Here is an 18,224-nt window from a genome sequence, read left to right as displayed (position 1 = left end):
CGAGATACAGAAGATGAGTTCAGCATGGCGCGTCGAGACTGGTACGTGCCACGTGAGACTGATTACAGTACCGCACCATCTAAGAACTGATGACCACGTCTGTCGAAATCGACCACATCTTCCTCATGACCACTCCTGGCGCTCCTGCGGCTGACGAATTCGTGGACGAGGGGATCACTGAAGGAGCCTCCCGCGTTCATCCTGGCCAAGGGACGGCGAACCGTCGGTTCGTTTTCGATAACGTGATGTTCGAGTTCCTCTGGGTCCACGATACTGACGAGGCGGGGAGTGACCTCGTCCGGCCGACGCACTTACTCGAGCGATGGCGCCAACGTGACACTGGCGGCTCCCCGTTCGGACTCTGCTTCCGGCCAGCACCACAGACCAGCGGGACACCACCCTTCACGACGTGGGGCTATGAGCCACCGTACCTACCGGCTGACCTCGATATCAAAGTCGCTGACAACGCCCCGAACCTCGGAGAACCGTTTTTGTTCTTTCTGCCGTGGGCACAACCGCCGGACGGCCCCTCCAGCCACGATGCTGGAATGCGAACACTGACCGAAATTATCGTCCACACTCCGGCGAGTAATCTGCCCTCTGACGCGCTCCGAAGCATAAACCGGCTAATTCGTCTCGAAAACGCAGAGAGCCATCACATGACTCTCGTGTTCGACGAGGGAATACAGGGAGAGACAGTTGAGCTTCACCCCACGGAGCCATTGACGATACGGTACTAATCACAGCCAGTCCGTCACTGATGTACCTCCCACCGTTGTCTCGAAACAGCAAAGAGCTGCTTCGACTGTTGTTCCGTCGCGTCGTTGGCGCTGTAGATGCGCTCTGTATTCAGCAGGTCTCCCTCCACCTACTCAGTGTCTGTCAGTACCAGCGTGACCGATACAGAGGATGTAGTCAGCACGGGGACTGCGTTATTTTCTCAAAACAGATCCTGAATTAGCCGATAGCACGTGCCTGCTAACTTATCGTTTCCATCCGCTTATCTCGCCCGAATACAGTAGATACAGGAGAAGATAGAGGAAGAGAGATACCATGAATCCCCCAACGACACTAGTTACGATTTCACTTGGTATGTTAACTTGCCCGATAATGATCCAAACAACGACGGCAAAGGAAAGAATGGATATGGCCCTGCCGAGGACTCCGATTTTCCGGAACCATGTTCCGACCTGCTCTCCAATTGGCGAATTTGCAAGGGGCCCCACCGAAACCAATCCGATGACGAATCCGAAAAGTAACCAGCCCCAATAAATCGTCTGTAGGTATCCTACGTTGAGTGGTATCCAGACCAGAATCAGCAGACCCATCAGAATGTCTGTCCATGTTGGAGGGCTCTCAGGAAACCATCCTCGCAGAACCATTATCTTTGAAACTAAGAGACAGAATCATAGCTTTTCTGGTCGGATTGATACACGGTTTCCCTGTACTGAGCGATCTGTGCTTCATCTTTACTGATCAGATTGGCAGTATAAGTCAGGTTATTTCGGTGGAAGAGCGTCATCATATTCGTCGTCAAGGATTTCGGAACAATCAACAGGAATGCTGGTCCACGCGTTCTTCACAACCTCGTACCCAGTCCACCCTTCCGTTTGAATCATCCCCACGGTTGCCTCGCAGAATTCAGGCTTTTCGATGAGGTCGTTGTCAAGCAGGATGTAGAGGAGATACGGTGGCCCCACAACGTCAATGTCGTACCCGTTGTTATCGATGAGACGCCGAATTGACCGTCTCGCAGCAGAGTCAAGAATCGATACGATTTGATACGACGAGCCGTGTTCAGAAAGTTCCTGCTTGAGCGATTGCTCGCCTGCATCTGGTCCATGCGGGCGGGGAACGACAGTGACACACGACCACGGCGACGAATCCTCGTCTAGATGTTCAAGAACACGTTGGCTCCCTCGTTTCAAGTAGTACTCACGGCTGCCCTCAGGCGGGTATTTGTTCGAGTTGACGTGGTTTTGAAGTTCGTGCTTGCAGACGTTTGTCGTTGTAAGGTGAATCGCGTCTTTCAGTCGTTTCCACTGAGTGGTGTTCGCAACTGCGATCAAGGAACTCGTATCAGCCAGTATCGGATAGCGAGCCTCACTCGCCATCGCTGCCCGTCAAGAATTCAGACGTGTCTCGTTCCATAGCTGACTCGAACGACTCTTTCTCCTCTTTCATCCTATCGAGTTTCTCACCGAGAAGGACATGGGCCACGTCCTCGCCGATCTCATCACGACTGTATCGTTCGTACACCGCAATCTTGTCCTGTTCATCCAATGACTGTCGGAGCATTTCGACCAGGCCGACGCGGGCGAGTTCGCTCACGTTGACGCCACCGATGTGGATCTCATCGAGGAGCTCCGCGGCCTCTTTTTCGGCTCCGACACGGAACTGAATCGTCTTGTCGTAGCTTGATCCGCTCATACATTGATGTTCGACGTGGAGAGACATATATGTTATGACGCGTACTTACTTGTAATTACAAGTGGCCAAGAACGTAGCACTACCAGACAGGTCACCCTCTCTCAAGGGGGTACGATATGAGTTAGGAACCGTGCAGATGGGTTTAATCGGCTCTGTTGAAACCCTATTCTTCAGACATATTCTCGTCTGAAACGGGCAGTGCTAATTCAGCACTGGGAATCAGCCATTTTCACCGTATCGTTTCCACCGAATCCAATATTAATGTCAATTTCTTCCTCTATCTGCTGTTTATCGCGGCCTACACAGTCCATAGTCGCTGTAAGGGTCTCTACCTCGGTTCCATCGAGAAACAGGGAAACGGTATATGACATTCCCTTCGGCACGTTTGAGATGGCAGTTGATTCAGTGTGTACGTACGGGTCTGCTCCGCTTGCACTCGGCAGGTCATACCTCTTCTCGAAATCCGACCGCCCGGTAACCCGGATCTCGATTCGAACTTCGTAGGCTTCGTCTGTATAATTACGGAGCCGGAATCCAAGTGTCCCGACGAACGGTACTGATGTACAGCCAGCAAGCCCTATGAGGCCGATTAGACCGCCAGATCTGAGAAATTGCCGGCGTGACGGATCGCACATTTATTTTTCACTGATCTACAGGAACACAAAGGATTTCTGATAAACCTATAATCTATACTAAACTTTCTATGGTTCATCTGTACTGAGCGATTCGTGAGTTCCCTGTAGTACTGACTACAGAGAGGTCAAAATATATCGCGTATTAAGGATTTCAACAGAACTATTCACGGTTTAATAATCGATAATTGATCCCAGGTTCCCACTAGAATACTGTCTCCGAGATAGGCAGCCATGGACGGATCCGAACCAATCTCGGCCTGAGACAATATCTCACCAGTATCAACTTCGTGCTCTGTCACCTGACCATCCGTCGCAAAGAAATACACAGAACCGTCACATACAATCGGCGGTACGACCGACCGTGGGAACGGTACATCCCATTGAACCTCACCGGTCTGGGTTTCGATGGCACCTACGGAGCCGCTGTTTTCACTCGTGGTGAAGACCCGCTCTGCGTCCGCTGCCATCGGGGTCAAGATGCCGTTCTCGTCTGAGTCTATCGCAACGGTTTGCTGAACATCGGCTGTCTCAGACAGCACGGAGACGGTCCCGTTGCGGTGGCCAACGACGATTCGATCCCCGGACACGACCGGCGGGACTGCAGTTCGAGGGAGAGCGTCGCTACTGAAGCTCCGCTCGCCCGACTCGACATCAATTGCCACCAGTGTGCTGCCGGTGCTGTCGCTTACTGTCACGTACAGCTGCCCCGCGAGTACTGCGAGGCCGGTTGGGGTCTGTTGGTCGAACTCATGAACCCAGTTCAGTTCGTTAGTTTCGATATTCAAGCAGTGGACTGCAGGGCCAGTCGCGTCCTCAACGAAGATGTACTGGTCGGACAACAGCGGAGTCGCATTTGCTGGCGACACGTCGTACTCCCACCGGACGTGTCCTGTCTCCGCATCGAGATTGTAGAGCCGTTCTAGCGTGGGGACATAGAGTGAGTCGTTTCCGGTAACAAGACCCGTTGTATTTTCTCCCGAAATTTCTCGGGGCCACGATGTCTCCTCTTCGAACATTTTTCGGGTCCACGATGTGTTCTCACTGAGCGCGTGAACACTCGAACTCGTCGAGATGTAGATTCCCTCGCTCTTTTCGACAATCCCAGTTACGTCGTGAGGATTCCCGTCAAACTGAGTAACGATTTCGTTTAGATCGAACGTCTGCGACCGGCCGGATCCTCTGTTTGTGTTCGCGTTATTCGAGCCTGTTCGGTACCAGTCATCGCTCTCGACCGGTCTGACGGGCTCCGTAAGGTCCGGCACCCCGTTTAGGGCAGATAGACATCCGGAAAGAACACTAACAGCGCCGACTGACGCCAGATAATCCCGCCTACTGACCATATATGAGACTTTATACCCGTGGATAAATACTTTCTTTGACTTTTGTCGGCCAATAGGTGGAATATCCTGAAACAGCTGTACTGCCTCTTCAAAGGGAACTGTCGAGATTGTGAATGAGACAAGCAATAGTGAGTTCCGGAACTACTACCCCTATCTACGGGATCGTACTACTGTACCGGACTGTTTGAGTGTTGATGGCGTAGGAAGTCGAAAAACGGGTAGAAGTGTATATGTATTGACGCTCTTGCGTAGAACATTGTTGGTGTCGAGCTGTCGGGCGATCTTGTCGTAGTTCTACACGGCGTCTGGACTCACCAGAACGGGAGTAAAACAGGGTAAAAGAATTGATCTACCGAATTCATCAATCCGGAGAGTTCTCACCAACAATGTACTTCATAAGAGCGTCGCTGATTATACCGCTAATCTACATAAGAGCGAGATCGCTCACTCTCATGGAGAACTGCTGAGAAGGCCTATCGCCAATGGAGTCTATTATTTCACTTGAAGCAGTGGTGTGTGGGTTCAATACTGCCCCTCCACTGTTTCCGAAGCTTTCGTTGACGAGCAATCGTGGGCACCCGCACACCACCATGTCCGAAGCTATTCACTAGAGAACAAGCGATTACTGTTGTGTTGAAATCCGGTTTTCCAGACATTCTCGTCTGAAACAGTCGATTGACGAGGGCTGCGCATTGAAACCAGAGAATTCTACCAATTCATAGAGATGTTCAGCTACCTGTGCGAGATACAGAGGATGTAGTCAGCACCTGAACGCCGTTATTTTCTCTATAAATATCCTGAATCAATCGGTAGACTTCGCTTGCGCGATGACCGATCGTCTCAGAATGAGTCCCAACTGTAAGAACTCGCACCGTTTATTGCTTTATTAACTAAAGAAACACTCATAGCGATGGCAATAACAGTCGCTAGAATCAGGGACCCTCTCGGAAGATATTCATATATGTCGAAAGACCCACCTATTCCAAAGAAGGACCCACCCATACCAAAGAATATGGACATATTGTACAAAAATATATATATATCATCTCAATTCCCGGATTGCGTAATTCGATAGAATCAGCTATGCGCTCACCCACATCCATGTATTCAATCATGATTCAAAATTCATAACTTTTCTGGGATTCATTTGTTTGACTATGCTGAGTGATTCGTGAGTCTCCTGTACTGACCGAATAGACCTATCCCGATTTCGTCACCTCGACGTGCCACATTCGCGTCCTGTATGCAGCACGGCGGTTGAAACCCATCACCGTTTGAGGGATTCAACAAGGTCGAGTCCAGTGGGTTCGGTCCCTAGGCTGCACATACGCTATGAGTGCGTACGTCTCATTCCGTGATGTTCTCGAGCCACCGACCGCGAACAGTAGTTGAGGTAAACGGTGTGAGTTCACGAGGAGGCCACGCTCTGAGTTGCTGTTTGACGACGTAGCGTTTATTTTCGGGACCCGAGAACGGCGGGGTAGATGCAGCTGCACCGGCTCGTTCGCAACCCCTACGGGCGCGCCGTCTACGACCGACTCCAGGCGGCCGGCGTCACCGCGACGGTGATGTCGGAGTATGGGCGGTCGCTTCCCGTCGACGACGCACCCGACCCGGACGCGTTCCGGATTAAGCGTTGTGAACCGGCTGCGGTGCGTGCGCTTGCCGCGCCGACGGACGAACTCGTCGACGGCGAGACCGTCGTGGGTGCGTTCGCCGACGGGACGCCGCTGGGGTACCTGTTCTGCTCGGTGGATGCGACGTTGCCAATCCACCCGCTGGAGCGGACGCTGTCGTTCGACGGTGCGTACGTCCGCCGGGTGTTCGTCGCGCCCGACCACCGGGAACGAGGGGTCGCCGGCGCGCTGCTGGACTGGGCGCTGGCTGACGCCAGCGACGATGGCGCGGAACGCGCGACGGCGCTGGTCGCACGGGACAACATCCCCTCGCGTGCGCTGTTCGAGTCCCGGGGGTTCGGCGTCCGTCGGCGCCACTTTTACGCACGGGTCGGGCCGCTCACACACTATAGCGTTAGGGAGCGGGAACCGAACCAACAGTAGATACATATATATCTCGTAAGTAAATAATTCTCGGAGTAGATTCATACTGCGGTGGGAACGTCCTCTACACGCACTGTATGAGCCGGGAACTGCGCGAGGCGATCAAGGGCGTGCAAAAACGAGTCGAGGCCACGGACCGGGTCGTGGCCGAGCGCGACGAGCGGACCAACGTCGTGGCACAGCTCACCGGCGCGGACTACATCAGCCTGGCGGCGCTGTTCGTCGGCTGGGGGAGCGCGCTGCTGTTCCTGCGCGGCGAGCCGAACTGGGCGCTGCTGGTGATGTTCGGCGCATTCCTGCTGGACAAGCTCGACGGCTGGTACGCCCGTCGAGCGGGGGTCTCTTCGCCGTTCGGCCGCCGGGTCGACTCCTTCATCGACATCTTCGCGTACCTCGTCCCGGGCGCGTTGCTGTACCACGTCGCAGTCGCGCCCAACGACCTCGCCAGTCTCGTCGTCGGCTTTCTCGTCCTCTCGTTCGGCGGACTCCGGCTCATCCGCCACAGCGACGAGGGATTCGGTGTCGACGGTGAGACGAGCTACTACCACGGGACGACCGTCGTCCACACGAATCTCGTCGTCGTCGCCAACTATTTCCTCGTCGTTCTGGTCGGGCCGTGGAACGGCTGGCTCGCCGGCCTGCTGGTCGCCGCCGCCTGCCCGCTGATGATCTCGGACTACAAGGCCTACAAGACGGACGTGAGCCACGCGCTGGCGGGCTTCGGGGCGGTTGCCGCCGCCGCGCTGGCGCTGGCCCTCGAGTGGGGGTACTTGTGAGCGAGGCCGAGGGTCGGACGGTCCGCGTCGATGTCCACTGTCACACCGTCGCCTCCTACGACAGCCAGCTGCTCCCCGAGCGGCTGCTCGCCCGCGCCGACGCGGTCGGGCTGGACGCCGTCGTCGTCACCGACCACGACACGGTCCACGGAGCGCACGTCGCGGCCGACCTCGCGGTCGACTACGACGTGACGGTCCTCGTCGGCTGTGAGGTGTCAACGGCCGACGGTCACTTGCTCGCCATCGGCGTCGACGAGGCACCGAAACCGGATGAACCGCTGTCGGCGACGGTCCAGCGGATCCGCGATGCGGGCGGGCTGGCGGTCGTTCCTCACCCGTTCCAGCGCTCGCGACACGGCGCGAGTGCCGCCGCCATCGAGGGCGTCGACGGCGTCGAGGTGTACAACGCCCACGCGATGGTCGGCCTGCGCAACGACCAGGCCGAGCGCTTCGCCCGCGAGCGGGGCTACCCCGCGTTCGGCGGCAGCGACGCTCACCGCGCCGGCGGTCTCGGGCTCGCGGCGACGGCGGTGACGCTTGCGCCCGGACAGCCGCCGAGCCCGGCGACCATCCTCGCGGCGATGCGCGACGGCCGGACCGCAGCGGTCGGCCGCCGCACCTCGACGTGGCAGTACGTGACGAAACTCGTCGCCACCGCGCGGTACAACGCGCCGTCGCTGCTGTAACGATGGCGGCCAGCGACGACAGCGGGACTGATGCCGGCAGCGAGACAGTCCCGACGGAGGAGGCGGAAACGGGGATCGCGGCCGGTGAGCCCGACCACACCGACGGCGGCCGCGTGTTCGCCTCGGCCGCTGCCCGCCGGGACGCTGCCGTCCGGACCGTGGCCGTCGTCGGCCTTCTGCTGGCGGCCACCGCCGCTCTCCGACTGCTCGCGCCCGGCGTGACCGATCCTGCCGTGGTCCAGACTCGGATCGCGCAGTTCGGTTCGCTCGCTCCGCCGGCGTTCGTGGTCCTCCAGACCCTCCAGGTGATTCTCGCCCCGATCCCGGGCCAGACGCTGGCCGGCGTCGGCGGGTACCTCTTCGGGACGCTGTGGGGGACCGCCTACAGTATGGTCGGCGTCGTCGTGGGCAGCGCCGCAGTCTTCGTCGGAAGCCAGCGGTTCGGCCGCCCCTACGTCGAGCGGGTCGTCGATCCCGCCGCACTGGCCCGCTGGGACGACTTCGTCGACCGTACCGGGGTGCCGGGCCTGTTCGTGCTCTTCTTGTTCCCGACGTTCCCGGACGACGTGCTTTGTTTCGTCGCCGGCCTCACCGACGTCCGACTCCGAACCTTCCTTGCGCTCGTCTTCGTCGGCCGCACGCCGACGTTCGTCGCGGCGGCCTACGCGGGCACCCGACTGGCCGACGGCGGTCTCGTCGACTTCGCGACCGTGGTTGCGGCGCTGACCGTCGCCTCGGTTTCCGTCTACGCTGCCCGCCACCATATCGTCGGCCGCCTGAACCGCAGTAGCTGAGTGGCGGCAAAGGCGACCCGATCGAGCAGCGCGCCCTCCGACACCCGCGGGAGACCGTTACCCGACCATCCCGCTTATGACTGCGGAGACGAACATAGCACTCAATAGTGGTATGATGGCCCTGACCCACGGTCTCGCGAGCCTCGCACTCGCGGCCCTCGCTACCCCCGCCCTTTCGGAGTACGCCAGCCCGCCGCTGCTCGTAGCGGCGTTCCTCGGCGGAGTGGTGCCGGACCTCGACGTGATCGCCGAACACCGGAAGTCGCTGCACTTCCCGGTCGGCTACACCCTCCTAGCTGGCGCCATCGGCGCCTGGTTCGCCCTCGCCCCGAGCGCGGGTGTCCTGCTGGTCGCCACGGCCGTCGGCGCCGCGGTCCTGCACGCCTGGTCGGACGTTCTAGCCGGCAGCGTCGAGCCGGAACCGTGGGATCCGACCACCGAGCGGGCGGTCTACAACCACGCGCTCGGCGGGTGGCACCGACCCCGACGGCTGGTCCGCTACTCCGGCGCGCCGGAGGACGGCCTGATCGCGATCGGCTTCACGGCAGTCGCGCTGCTGGCGCCCGCGACCGGTCCGACGGCCGACGCCGCGCTCCTGTGGCTGGCCGTCGTGGCTGGAGCCTACGTGCTCGCTCGGAAGCGGCTGCCGGCACTGCGTCGCCGTCTCGCAGCGCTCGTCCCGCCCCAGCTCGTCGCGTCGCTGCCGACTGTCCGCGTTGAGGAGACCGACAGCGGTGCGACCCGGGTGGCAGTCCAGTGGCACTGAATCTCCGTCGTCAAAGTACCTAGGATGATTCGAAAAAGTCGGTTCTTCACGGACAAATCTGAGAAGGAAGTGAATGGGAAAAACAAGTAACTCGATCGACTCCTGCCCACAGGTGCGTGTCGAATACGCGCTCTGTGTGTGGCAGCACTCGCACAACCTATGCAAACTCTGTCAGTACCGGTGTGACCGATACAGAGAGTGTAGATAGCACGGAAACTCCGTTTTTTCTCCATCTAAATCCAGAACTAACCGATAAACGTGTATGCTGACTCGCTAGTATTCTGTCCCGCTAACCAAGCAGATATACATCTTCTAGAGGGGTTCAGTTCCACTTCCGCGATTTTTAAGTTGTAAAATGGTCATAGAGGTATTGTGTACGGATTGGTCCACCGCTATGCCCCCCAGAGCCCCGCTGGTCGAACTGCGATTGCTATCATCGGCGGTTTGCTCGGTGTCCCCGCGTTTGTGCTCGGACTTATCGGACTGAGTGGAAACGTTGCGGCAGGCCTCTTGTTTCTCTTGGTCAGTACAGTAATACTCGGAATATCCGGACAATTAACACTAGGTGTCGTCCGTCAGGCGAATGCGGCTCCAGCATCCAGTCCACAGAACGACCAACAGATAGACGACGCAAATGAGACACCGATTGAAACGCTTCGACGACGATACGCGGAGGGCGAAATTGACGACGAAGCATTTGAGCGACGTCTTGATCAACTCATCGAAACTGAAGAACCGGAACAGCGAAAGACCGAGAGTGAACGTGTATTAGAGTAGGTATTTACGCTGACCGAATCGATATATATATCGATTTCGTCACTGCGACGTGCCACGTTCGCGCCCTGTATCTCGCACGCCGATCCTATCAGTTCTTAAGGATTTCAACAGAGCCAACTCATGGCAAATAGATACACTACGCCTCTGATTCTGGTTCTCTGAACCACCCAATTATGTTCCCCACGAGTGATAGGCAGTGTAATGGCAGCCTCGCTCGCTGAACCTACGGTACTTGCTGCTGCGAAAGATACGCTGTATCCTGATATTGAGACGAGCCCCGACCAGTACGCGGTCACAGAAACGCAATTCACGCAATCCACGTGGGGCGGATGGACCATTCCGCAGGCGCTACGAGAGCGGCTTGCGCCGTACAACACGATTCGACTCGCTGCTGGGGAACCTGATCTTCTCGGCGTTGGAATGCCAGCGACTGAAGTGCTGAACGCTGACGCGGCCACGACACCAGTTACGGTGATCGAAGCGAAAGGTCACAACGCTGACCCGGCTGCTGCGGATGTCGCTCGCGGTATCAACCAGGCGCACGCTCATCTTCCCGAGGTCAACCTTGGGTACGTTGCTGCGCCGGCTCCCAGTGTCACCGATACGGCGCGCGCACAAGCCCGGAATCTCAACGTCGGCGTCATTGCTGTCGACGATTCAGAATCCGCCCGTATCGTCGAGCCTGCTCGGGTTACTGGGGCCGGTGGGTTTTCAACGACAATCGACGCGGTGCGACTCCAAGCATCCACGCACCAGCTCACCGACGGGAGCTTTCCGGTAAACCACCCGAAAAACTACCTGGGGTACGCGCTGGCACTTGCTGCCGACGGCGATACTGACGCTGTCTACGCTGAAAATGTCATCAACGCCATTTCTGGTGGGCGACGTGGGGCGATTCTGTTGAACCTCGTCGACGATCAGCCCAACGGGGACTCACTCACACACCTCGGTGCTGAAGTCGTCCGCTTCGCTCGCGATCAGCACGGTAGTGTCACGGCTGCGCTCGCCGAGTTCGACACGTGGACTGGTAGTCGAACACGGTTCACTGAGCTCGCTCCGCGATGGGCACAGCTCGCACGCTCTGTCGCTATCCAGTACGAGCCGACGCGACTCATCATCACCGCACTCGAACGGCTTCACGAAAACGGGGTCTCTGAGCCGACGCTTGCCGATGTCGCTCTGGAAGCTACGCGTATTAATCAGCCACTTGCCGTCGAGGTGTTCTTCACACAACATCGTCGTGATGCTGTCCTCACCGCTGACGGAGAGATTGCTGAATCAGAGCTTGCTGACCCCACCGTGTATAAATCTGGCATCCACTTCCAGTTCAAGTATCAGCTCTACCATCTTGGCATCCTCACTACTGGTGGCACAGACGACAAGCAAGCCGTATTGAACAATCCGTGGCGTTTGGAGCATGCTATCGGTCTCTCTCGGTAATATTGGAAGCTCTCACACCCCATATTCGATATGAAATCAGAAATTGATGTAGTAATGAGACAACCCCCACACACCGTCTTCGATATGAAATTGGTTCCTCCACAGCGAAAATTGCTCTAAATCTGATTTGTACGGTCTAATACGGCAGTATTAGTGTTTTGTTTGAGCATTTCATCTCGAAGAACCTGCTGCCATTCCTCACGATGAGATCTCGCGGACGGGCTCGGACACAGTGTTTTTGTATTTCATATCGATGACGGGGTGTGTGAATAGGGTTGATTTCCGGGCTAGATGGTTTCATATCGCCTGAGGGGTACTCATTTCCAAGAAAATCTACGGCGGCTAGGACTCCGAGGTGAGATTTCATTTCGAAGAAGGGGTGTCTGTCTTGGTGTCTGGGATTTCATATCGATGGAGGGGTCTTCACTTCGAAGTTGGTGTGTGCTGATATGAAAGAGGCAGGAAATTCATTTCGACGGAGGGGTGTTCATATCGACATCACTCATTTCATTTCGACAAAAGTTATTATCGGGCAGAAATAATTAAGCGTGCCACAGATATAAATTGCTAAACACAGTAGGTCACACTACGGAGCCCCTCTTATGGACCTCACAGACATCCCCGACGATGCATACGGCGGCGAGGAATCACCCTCCGAGCTCGACGAACTGAAATCACCTGACACACTGCTCAGGGACGGACCAATCCGAGAACGACTTCTCGACGTTGTCGTCGGACTTCGTACGCCGACGAAGGTTTCGACGATCGCCAAACGTGCCGATTGCGGCACTGAAACGGCACGAGACTACTTAGAGTGGTTCGACGAGATGGGCATGGTTCACCGGCACAACGGTCGCCCGGTCCGCTATGAGCGCAACGACTCGTACTTCCAGTGGCGGCGCATCGACCAGATCCGAGAGGAATACTCTGAGCAAGAGATTGTTGACGCACTCGACGATACGATCACCCAGATCGAGGACTACAGAGCGCAATTCGATGTAACGCACCCGAACGAGGTGTCCCTCGTCGACGTGACTCAGGAGCAGAATCTGTCCACAGAAGCAGCCTGGGAAGCGCTTTCTAACTGGGAGACACTTGAACAACGAGCTGCACTCCTTGACGCGGCACGCCGAAACAATTCAGTTGCTGGTAGCAAGCCTGGTCCAGTCGATGCCTGAGGACACGGCTGACCCACCCAGTCGCGGTCCCATCGATACGGAAATCCTTGACCGGATTGCTACACACCTCGCTCGTAGCGATCGGTTCGACGACATCCAGACACAACCAGAATACGCGCCGAACGCAGTCGTTGCTGACTACGATCTCGGATTCTATCCAGGCGGGGTCACCCGTGCGTATCTACGGATTCGATGGTTCGAGACCGACGACTTTAGCATCCACTATTCTGAGCAGTACCAGACCGGGAACTCGTGGGAATGCCGATGGGATCGGCACCCTAATGATCATAACACCCGCAAGCACTTTCATCGGCCCCCAGATGCATCGACCCCTGGAGAGGATACCGATTATCCCGACGACTGGCGGGACGTACTCACAACTGTGCTTACTGATCTTGATGACCGGATCGAAGCCTTCTGGGATCCGTGACCATCTGACGAGGAAAAATTGATTCCAGTCCAATTCGCTGCGCCGTACTGACTTCGTATATAAATAAAGTCTCACACTGTAGTAAACTTCAATTGGTGACACCAAGTTATCGATTATACTGAAAACGAAGTCGAACGGTAACTCGGGTGAACGTACGCAGGTTCCGATGTGGAAGATGTTCGCTTAGCTCGTGAGCAGTACGGCTGTTGGAGGACTTGACCTCTTGCGACGAACGCGCCATCATAGTAGACGAACGAGACGTCGTTGCGATTGACATTCCGCTACGTTCTGTCCACTGAGGTACCCCTAATGTGGACGAGATTATCGTCAGATGTCGTCCGAAATAGTTCGAGGTCCCCCTCATCGAGATAGGACTCAATATCCTCAATTGGGTGCCCATCTTAGATGAACTGTTTGTAGTCCTCAAACGCGTCGTCGCGACCAGCGGGAAGGATCACCATTCCGGTCATGGTTGAGTGGAAATCACTAGTGAGAAGCAAATAATTGGCTACAATTTCATTGACTCTGTTGAAATCCTAAGGAGCTGATAGGATTGGCGTGCGAGATACAGAGGGTGTACTCAGCATCCGCTTTTGAAAACCATCCTGGAATTAAGATGTGTCCGTCTGGAGACAGCGAGACGGTCTTCGGAGGAACCGCATTCAACTTCTGGGGATGGTATCTTTCAGAAGGACTCGTTATTGTCCATCCAAGGCCAGACGGACGAAGTCCTAGAATTCAGCAGTTCGCATGGCGCGCAACGTCACCCCGAAGTGGCCACAATCCCATTCAAGTCGATTCTCCTGTGGGACATCCCACTTGTCGAGGGTTTCCCGTAACGTTTCGTACTTCGTCATATCGTCGATTAATCCACCAACCGGATAGATCTCATCGGAGGCAATCCCTGACGTTGAGGGCGCAGTGAGCACATTGTCGAGGTTGGCCATCTTCCCTATGTCCCACCCGGCTCGGAGCAGTGCATCCGTCACACCGAGAATCTCTGTCAGCGAACTCTCGAACAATAATTCCGAGACATCTGCGGAGGCTGCCACAGGGAGTGCAAAGTCGGGCTGCATCAGTTCGGGCCACGTGTCTGCGTGACCCGCCACGAACATCGCCACGATTCCGCCCATGCTAATGCCGCCAACCCCAACACGGGAAGCGTTGTGGTCGCGGGCCCACCTCGTCAACAGGGCGATTTCTTTGGTCTGCGCTTCGTACAGTTCAACCGCACTTACTGGCATTCTGGCGAGATACGGCTCGCCAGTGTAGAACCCAGTTTGCTCACGACGCCCGTGCCAAGGCGGAATCGGGAGGATAACCCGGTATCCCTGTGGAGCCAATTGACGGCCCACGTATTCCTCTTCGGTCCAGTATTCCATGACGTCACACGCCATCGCTAGCCCGGTTCCGAAGATGATGGTCGGAAGTGGCTCGTCTCCTGGGGCGTCCCAAGGCTCGTACACGCGCGCGTATGCCTCGTCGTCGATGAAATTCGACGGTGAAGGAAACCGAAGAAGATATTCCCTTGTTCCAGGGCCCTGCATGGTCTCCGACACCTGAATATCGGGACTCGACTCAGGCGGCCCGTACACAGTCTCGGGGGACAGCTCGCTCCATTCCTCGACGGTTGACGAGGGGTCTGGTATTGCGAAGTCAACGATATCGACCCACTGGGTCTTGCTGAGGAATTTGAACGTTTTCTGCGGGGAGACCCAGTCGCCACCTGCGTCCCGCCGCTTCGTTTCGAGTTCGTTTCGTTCTTCGATGGTAGACACCTGGCCATTCCAGAAGAGCTGATTCCATTCATCCGAAAGGCGTTCGAATCGATTTCGGGCCTGTTGGTGGCTGGTTAACGCATGTTCGATCGATTTCAGTAGGTCTTCGTCCACGGTGTCTGGCGCGTCGAGTTCCTGCAGGAATTGTTCTACGTCTGTTCCTGCGACATCTGCTGCAGCCCGAGCTCGTAGGACTGTGAACTCTCGATCTACAGACGCGATCTTGAATCGTTCGAACAGACGTGAGTGGAAAAGACGCCCAACCGGTGACGCGATCACTTTGTGAATCCGAGGGGTCTGAAGTTGATTGTTCATACTACCCGATTCGACAGGCCACTATATGAATATTACTGCCTTTCTATTCATGTAGGTTGCAAGAGACCGACGAAATTCGGTTTTGAGGACGGATATCCGGCTTCAAAGACGAAATTTTATATGAATAGGAGCGTATTACAATTCATCCAGTAGAGTGTGAATCGCTATCGTGGGTTCTGCCTGTGATGGCGAATCCCACCTCATGAGGGACGAGCCATGCCAAGATTTACTGACGAACGGCGCGAGGAAATCAGAGAATCGTTACTTCGAGCGGGACGTGAACTCTTCGAGAAACAGGGGCTTGAGGGAACGTCCATCGAAGAATTGACCAATGGTGCTGACATCGCCACCGGAACGTTTTATTCGTTTTTCGAATCGAAAGAGGAGTTGCTCGCAAGGATTCTCCAGCACGAAGCAGAAGCTATCTACGCGGAACTTCAAGAGACGCTTCGTCATCATGAGGACGATCCCGCAACAGGGCTCCGAGAGTTCTTAGATATTGCCAGCGACTCTCTCGTATCGAATCCCCTGTTTCGTGGAACGATAGCACGTGATGAACGTGAACGCCTTCGAGACGAACTTGATGAGGACACACTCCATTCGACGCGACTCGACAAGCTATCGGTGCTGATTCCACAACTCAAGGATTGGCAGCGACGTGGGCTAATCATCCAGGAAGACGCGGAAATTATCGCATTGACCCTGATCTACGTGTCCTATCTGCCGCTCCATCGAGACGAATTCAGGAAAAACCAGTATACGATGGTTCGTGAATTCCTCTTCGATTTGGCGGTCTCAAGTATCGTAACCGAATAGTCGACCCTACAATGTCCGCGAAAACGACGTATCTTCGGGCGTTGTACGCGTTCTCAACAATAATCAGTTAATTAGCGAATCAGTCATTAGCAGACCAGACGATTCTACTCATACGCGCTGTGTATTCAGCATAGCCTCTCCAAACTATCAGCATCTGAGGATTTCAACAGAGCCGCCACGGTCGATGTCGACTGTGACGAGTGTTCTAGGGGTATTGATAAAGAGCAAGACAGCTGATCACCCGCCGAAATCGGGTGGGTATAGTAGCTGCTCAACACCGTCGTAATTCCTTATGTAACTCTTGCTTCCCGGTGTTGTCTATATGTTACATAAGGAATTGATATTGGACGTCGCGTGACCAAACCAAAAAACGTCCGTTGCGGGTTTGTCGTGCTACCGAATGGGCGGAATTAGCGCAATAATCACGAGCAAAATTTCTCAGGATGTAGAGCATTCCTGCGATTCTTTGTGAAACTAATCGAGTGTAGAACCGAGGATTTGAGCCATCAGACTGCTAGCCTATGTTCCGACAATACATAGAGAGCGGTATCAACAATCTCCCACAGAAGAGTGCTAGCGGACATTGTGTCTCAGACATCAGCGTACTGATCAGATAGGATTATTTGTTGAATGGCGACGCCAACCGCCTCTGCGAGTCTCGGCGGAACCGCGTTACCGATTAGGCGGTAGGCGTTTGTCCGGCTCTCAGGGAGCCAGTAGCTGTCTTTGAATGACTGTAGACGAGCCGCTTCTCGGGGGGATAGTGATCGTGCTTCTGTCGGGTGAATAAACATATGTCCATCCTTCTGAATATGTGCTAAGATCGTTGAAGCAGGCTCCGCTGGATTCTGTTTCTTATACTTATCTTGGAAGACGTCATCCCGGTAAGGCTGAAGTGATGTGCTCACCTGGCCGATATTCCAGCCTACGCCGTGACCGAGGAGTTTGTAGATAGAGAGATCGAGATGGTTGTGCCAACGCGCATCGTGATTCTGGAGGTCTTGGTCGTCCCACTCCTCATCCGCAGGGATATCTCGAATCCATTCTTGATAGGGTGTGATGGGCGGGAGCGTGTATTCCGTCGCCCTAGTCGGGGGCATCTCTCCCTTGGGAGAGATAGGGGGGAGATCCATAATGGCATCTGCGACAGTGAGATGGGGACGTTTGTGTTCCCGAGCACGCTTGAATTGCGGGAGAACGGATGAGTTATCCTCAAGGGTTGTTTGAGTTTCTTCGACATCGTCTCTGAGTTCTGGTCGGACCTGAACTCGCTGTGTTTTTTCCCGTGTTGTCGGTGGGCGGTGGGTTCGCCACTGTTCGAGTTTCGGTAGGTTCCCGTCGGTCTGTCGACCTATAAAGAAGAGCCGCTCTCGGTGCTGTGGGACCCCAAAATCAGCTGAATCAATCTTGAACCAGTCCGCGGAGTAGCCGAGGCTCTCCATTTCCTCAAGAATAATGTCAGTCACAGGGACCTCCTTCCCGACAGGATACCGCTCAATCTCTGCTCCCGATCCACTCGGAAGCGATTCTTGGACGGTGTCCGACTCGACTAGAACTGTATCGGCCAGCATCCCGGGAACGTTCTCCATGACGAATGCACGTGGTTGGAAGTGGTCGACGTAGCGAAGAAAGTCAAGATACAACAAATTCCGTTCGTCCTCGTCTACCGAGCGATCTTCGAGAGAACCGAGCTTCGATTGACCGATGTTGGAAAATGAGGGACACGGTGGCCCACCAGCCACGAGATCGAGCTCACCCGGTTCGATATTTGGGCCGTCCACGGCCGGGTCGGTTTCGCGGATATCTGCCTGAATGACGTGGTCGCCGTGATTTTCACGGTAGGTCTCGACAGCGGATTCGTCGTGGTCAAGCGCCCACTGTACATCGTAGCCGGCCCACCGAAGCCCCTCAGAAAGTCCACCAGCGCCGCAGAAGAGGTCAATTGCGGACGGCTTTGAATTCATTGTATCGACCCACGTGGAGCGGTGTGGAAAGCGGTTCGG

18 protein-coding genes are annotated in these 18,224 nt (G+C 55.6%); 11 read left to right on the top strand and 7 right to left on the bottom strand.

The genetic code is table 11. The annotated features are described in order from the left end of the window. Positions 1–89 precede the first annotated feature (89 nt). Positions 90–740 carry a VOC family protein gene (locus DVK06_RS12765; RefSeq protein WP_121600536.1) on the top strand — a complete coding sequence of 217 codons (651 nt, stop codon included), beginning with the start codon at positions 90–92 and terminating at the stop codon, positions 738–740. A 243-nt stretch (positions 741–983) separates the two neighbouring features. Here the strand turns inward: DVK06_RS12765 and DVK06_RS18330 are convergent, their stop codons facing one another. From DVK06_RS18330 to DVK06_RS12745, 5 genes are all read right to left on the bottom strand, one after another. Next, positions 984–1,382 (bottom strand): hypothetical protein, encoded by a 399-nt coding sequence (locus tag DVK06_RS18330; RefSeq protein ID WP_147438082.1) that lies wholly within the window; start codon positions 1,380–1,382, stop codon positions 984–986. Positions 1,383–1,499: 117 nt separating this feature from the next. Beyond that, positions 1,500–2,114, bottom strand: coding sequence for a hypothetical protein (locus DVK06_RS12760; RefSeq protein WP_121600535.1), 615 nt, complete (start codon positions 2,112–2,114; stop codon positions 1,500–1,502). Next, the gene (locus DVK06_RS12755) at positions 2,104–2,430 is read right to left on the bottom strand and encodes a hypothetical protein (protein ID WP_121600534.1); all 327 of its coding nucleotides are present in this window, start codon (positions 2,428–2,430) and stop codon (positions 2,104–2,106) included. The genes DVK06_RS12760 and DVK06_RS12755 overlap by 11 nt, the downstream gene beginning before the upstream one ends. Before the next feature lie 206 nt (positions 2,431–2,636). Next, the gene (locus tag DVK06_RS12750; protein ID WP_121600533.1) at positions 2,637–3,065 is read right to left on the bottom strand and encodes a hypothetical protein; all 429 of its coding nucleotides are present in this window, start codon (positions 3,063–3,065) and stop codon (positions 2,637–2,639) included. 164 nt (positions 3,066–3,229) lie between these two features. Continuing rightward, on the bottom strand, positions 3,230–4,405 hold the full coding sequence (locus tag DVK06_RS12745) for a PQQ-binding-like beta-propeller repeat protein (protein WP_121600532.1): 1,176 nt from the start codon (positions 4,403–4,405) through the stop codon (positions 3,230–3,232). Between the two features lie 1,484 nt (positions 4,406–5,889). On the opposite strand from DVK06_RS12745, the gene DVK06_RS12740 reads away from it, so the two are divergent. From DVK06_RS12740 to DVK06_RS12700, 9 genes are all read left to right on the top strand, one after another. Then, a complete protein-coding gene (locus tag DVK06_RS12740) occupies positions 5,890–6,465 on the top strand; it encodes an N-acetyltransferase (protein ID WP_121600531.1) in 576 nt (191 codons plus the stop codon). A 77-nt stretch (positions 6,466–6,542) separates the two neighbouring features. Next, positions 6,543–7,241, top strand: coding sequence for a CDP-alcohol phosphatidyltransferase family protein (locus DVK06_RS12735; protein ID WP_121600530.1), 699 nt, complete (start codon positions 6,543–6,545; stop codon positions 7,239–7,241). Further along, on the top strand, positions 7,238–7,927 hold the full coding sequence (locus DVK06_RS12730; protein ID WP_233561710.1) for a PHP domain-containing protein: 690 nt from the start codon (positions 7,238–7,240) through the stop codon (positions 7,925–7,927). The genes DVK06_RS12735 and DVK06_RS12730 overlap by 4 nt, the downstream gene beginning before the upstream one ends. Positions 7,928–7,929: 2 nt before the next feature. Continuing rightward, positions 7,930–8,721: a TVP38/TMEM64 family protein gene (locus DVK06_RS12725; RefSeq protein WP_121600528.1), complete on the top strand. Its 792-nt coding sequence runs from the start codon at positions 7,930–7,932 to the stop codon at positions 8,719–8,721. Between the two features lie 112 nt (positions 8,722–8,833). Then, positions 8,834–9,487: a metal-dependent hydrolase gene (locus DVK06_RS12720; RefSeq protein ID WP_121600527.1), complete on the top strand. Its 654-nt coding sequence runs from the start codon at positions 8,834–8,836 to the stop codon at positions 9,485–9,487. Between the two features lie 372 nt (positions 9,488–9,859). Next, positions 9,860–10,264 (top strand): SHOCT domain-containing protein, encoded by a 405-nt coding sequence (locus DVK06_RS12715; RefSeq protein WP_121600526.1) that lies wholly within the window; start codon positions 9,860–9,862, stop codon positions 10,262–10,264. A gap of 201 nt (positions 10,265–10,465) precedes the next feature. Beyond that, complete coding sequence (locus DVK06_RS12710; RefSeq protein ID WP_121600525.1) at positions 10,466–11,704, top strand: hypothetical protein; 1,239 nt, start codon at positions 10,466–10,468, stop codon at positions 11,702–11,704. A 602-nt stretch (positions 11,705–12,306) separates the two neighbouring features. Further along, on the top strand, positions 12,307–12,882 hold the full coding sequence (locus DVK06_RS12705) for a hypothetical protein (RefSeq protein ID WP_121600524.1): 576 nt from the start codon (positions 12,307–12,309) through the stop codon (positions 12,880–12,882). Next, positions 12,875–13,312: a hypothetical protein gene (locus DVK06_RS12700; protein WP_121600523.1), complete on the top strand. Its 438-nt coding sequence runs from the start codon at positions 12,875–12,877 to the stop codon at positions 13,310–13,312. The genes DVK06_RS12705 and DVK06_RS12700 overlap by 8 nt, the downstream gene beginning before the upstream one ends. A 731-nt stretch (positions 13,313–14,043) precedes the next feature. Here DVK06_RS12700 and DVK06_RS12690 read toward each other — a convergent pair. Beyond that, the gene (locus DVK06_RS12690) at positions 14,044–15,405 is read right to left on the bottom strand and encodes an alpha/beta hydrolase (RefSeq protein ID WP_147438081.1); all 1,362 of its coding nucleotides are present in this window, start codon (positions 15,403–15,405) and stop codon (positions 14,044–14,046) included. Positions 15,406–15,621: 216 nt separating this feature from the next. Here DVK06_RS12690 and DVK06_RS12685 point away from each other — a divergent pair, with 216 nt between their 5' ends. Continuing rightward, on the top strand, positions 15,622–16,221 hold the full coding sequence (locus DVK06_RS12685; protein ID WP_121600521.1) for a TetR/AcrR family transcriptional regulator: 600 nt from the start codon (positions 15,622–15,624) through the stop codon (positions 16,219–16,221). Positions 16,222–16,811: 590 nt separating this feature from the next. Here DVK06_RS12685 and DVK06_RS12680 read toward each other — a convergent pair. Beyond that, positions 16,812–18,185, bottom strand: coding sequence for a DNA cytosine methyltransferase (locus DVK06_RS12680; protein ID WP_121600520.1), 1,374 nt, complete (start codon positions 18,183–18,185; stop codon positions 16,812–16,814). Positions 18,186–18,224 lie beyond the last annotated feature (39 nt).

It is taken from the genome of Halorubrum sp. Atlit-28R (genome assembly GCF_003665955.1).
Classification (GTDB): Archaea; Halobacteriota; Halobacteria; order Halobacteriales; family Haloferacaceae; genus Halorubrum; species Halorubrum tropicale.
This window is presented reverse-complemented; position numbering and strand designations above follow the sequence as displayed.

Bases quoted from the DNA above. Each gene is read 5' to 3' on its own strand.
- DVK06_RS12765 (WP_121600536.1), top strand. From the start codon at position 90: ATGACCACGTCTGTCGAAATCGACCACATCTTCCTCATGACCACTCCT.
- DVK06_RS18330 (WP_147438082.1), bottom strand. From the start codon at position 1,382: ATGGTTCTGCGAGGATGGTTTCCTGAGAGCCCTCCAACATGGACAGAC.
- DVK06_RS12760 (WP_121600535.1), bottom strand. From the start codon at position 2,114: ATGGCGAGTGAGGCTCGCTATCCGATACTGGCTGATACGAGTTCCTTG.
- DVK06_RS12755 (WP_121600534.1), bottom strand. From the start codon at position 2,430: ATGAGCGGATCAAGCTACGACAAGACGATTCAGTTCCGTGTCGGAGCC.
- DVK06_RS12750 (WP_121600533.1), bottom strand. From the start codon at position 3,065: ATGTGCGATCCGTCACGCCGGCAATTTCTCAGATCTGGCGGTCTAATC.
- DVK06_RS12745 (WP_121600532.1), bottom strand. From the start codon at position 4,405: ATGGTCAGTAGGCGGGATTATCTGGCGTCAGTCGGCGCTGTTAGTGTT.
- DVK06_RS12740 (WP_121600531.1), top strand. From the start codon at position 5,890: ATGCAGCTGCACCGGCTCGTTCGCAACCCCTACGGGCGCGCCGTCTAC.
- DVK06_RS12735 (WP_121600530.1), top strand. From the start codon at position 6,543: ATGAGCCGGGAACTGCGCGAGGCGATCAAGGGCGTGCAAAAACGAGTC.
- DVK06_RS12725 (WP_121600528.1), top strand. From the start codon at position 7,930: ATGGCGGCCAGCGACGACAGCGGGACTGATGCCGGCAGCGAGACAGTC.
- DVK06_RS12720 (WP_121600527.1), top strand. From the start codon at position 8,834: ATGATGGCCCTGACCCACGGTCTCGCGAGCCTCGCACTCGCGGCCCTC.
- DVK06_RS12710 (WP_121600525.1), top strand. From the start codon at position 10,466: ATGGCAGCCTCGCTCGCTGAACCTACGGTACTTGCTGCTGCGAAAGAT.
- DVK06_RS12705 (WP_121600524.1), top strand. From the start codon at position 12,307: ATGGACCTCACAGACATCCCCGACGATGCATACGGCGGCGAGGAATCA.
- DVK06_RS12700 (WP_121600523.1), top strand. From the start codon at position 12,875: ATGCCTGAGGACACGGCTGACCCACCCAGTCGCGGTCCCATCGATACG.
- DVK06_RS12690 (WP_147438081.1), bottom strand. From the start codon at position 15,405: ATGAACAATCAACTTCAGACCCCTCGGATTCACAAAGTGATCGCGTCA.
- DVK06_RS12685 (WP_121600521.1), top strand. From the start codon at position 15,622: ATGCCAAGATTTACTGACGAACGGCGCGAGGAAATCAGAGAATCGTTA.
- DVK06_RS12680 (WP_121600520.1), bottom strand. From the start codon at position 18,185: ATGAATTCAAAGCCGTCCGCAATTGACCTCTTCTGCGGCGCTGGTGGA.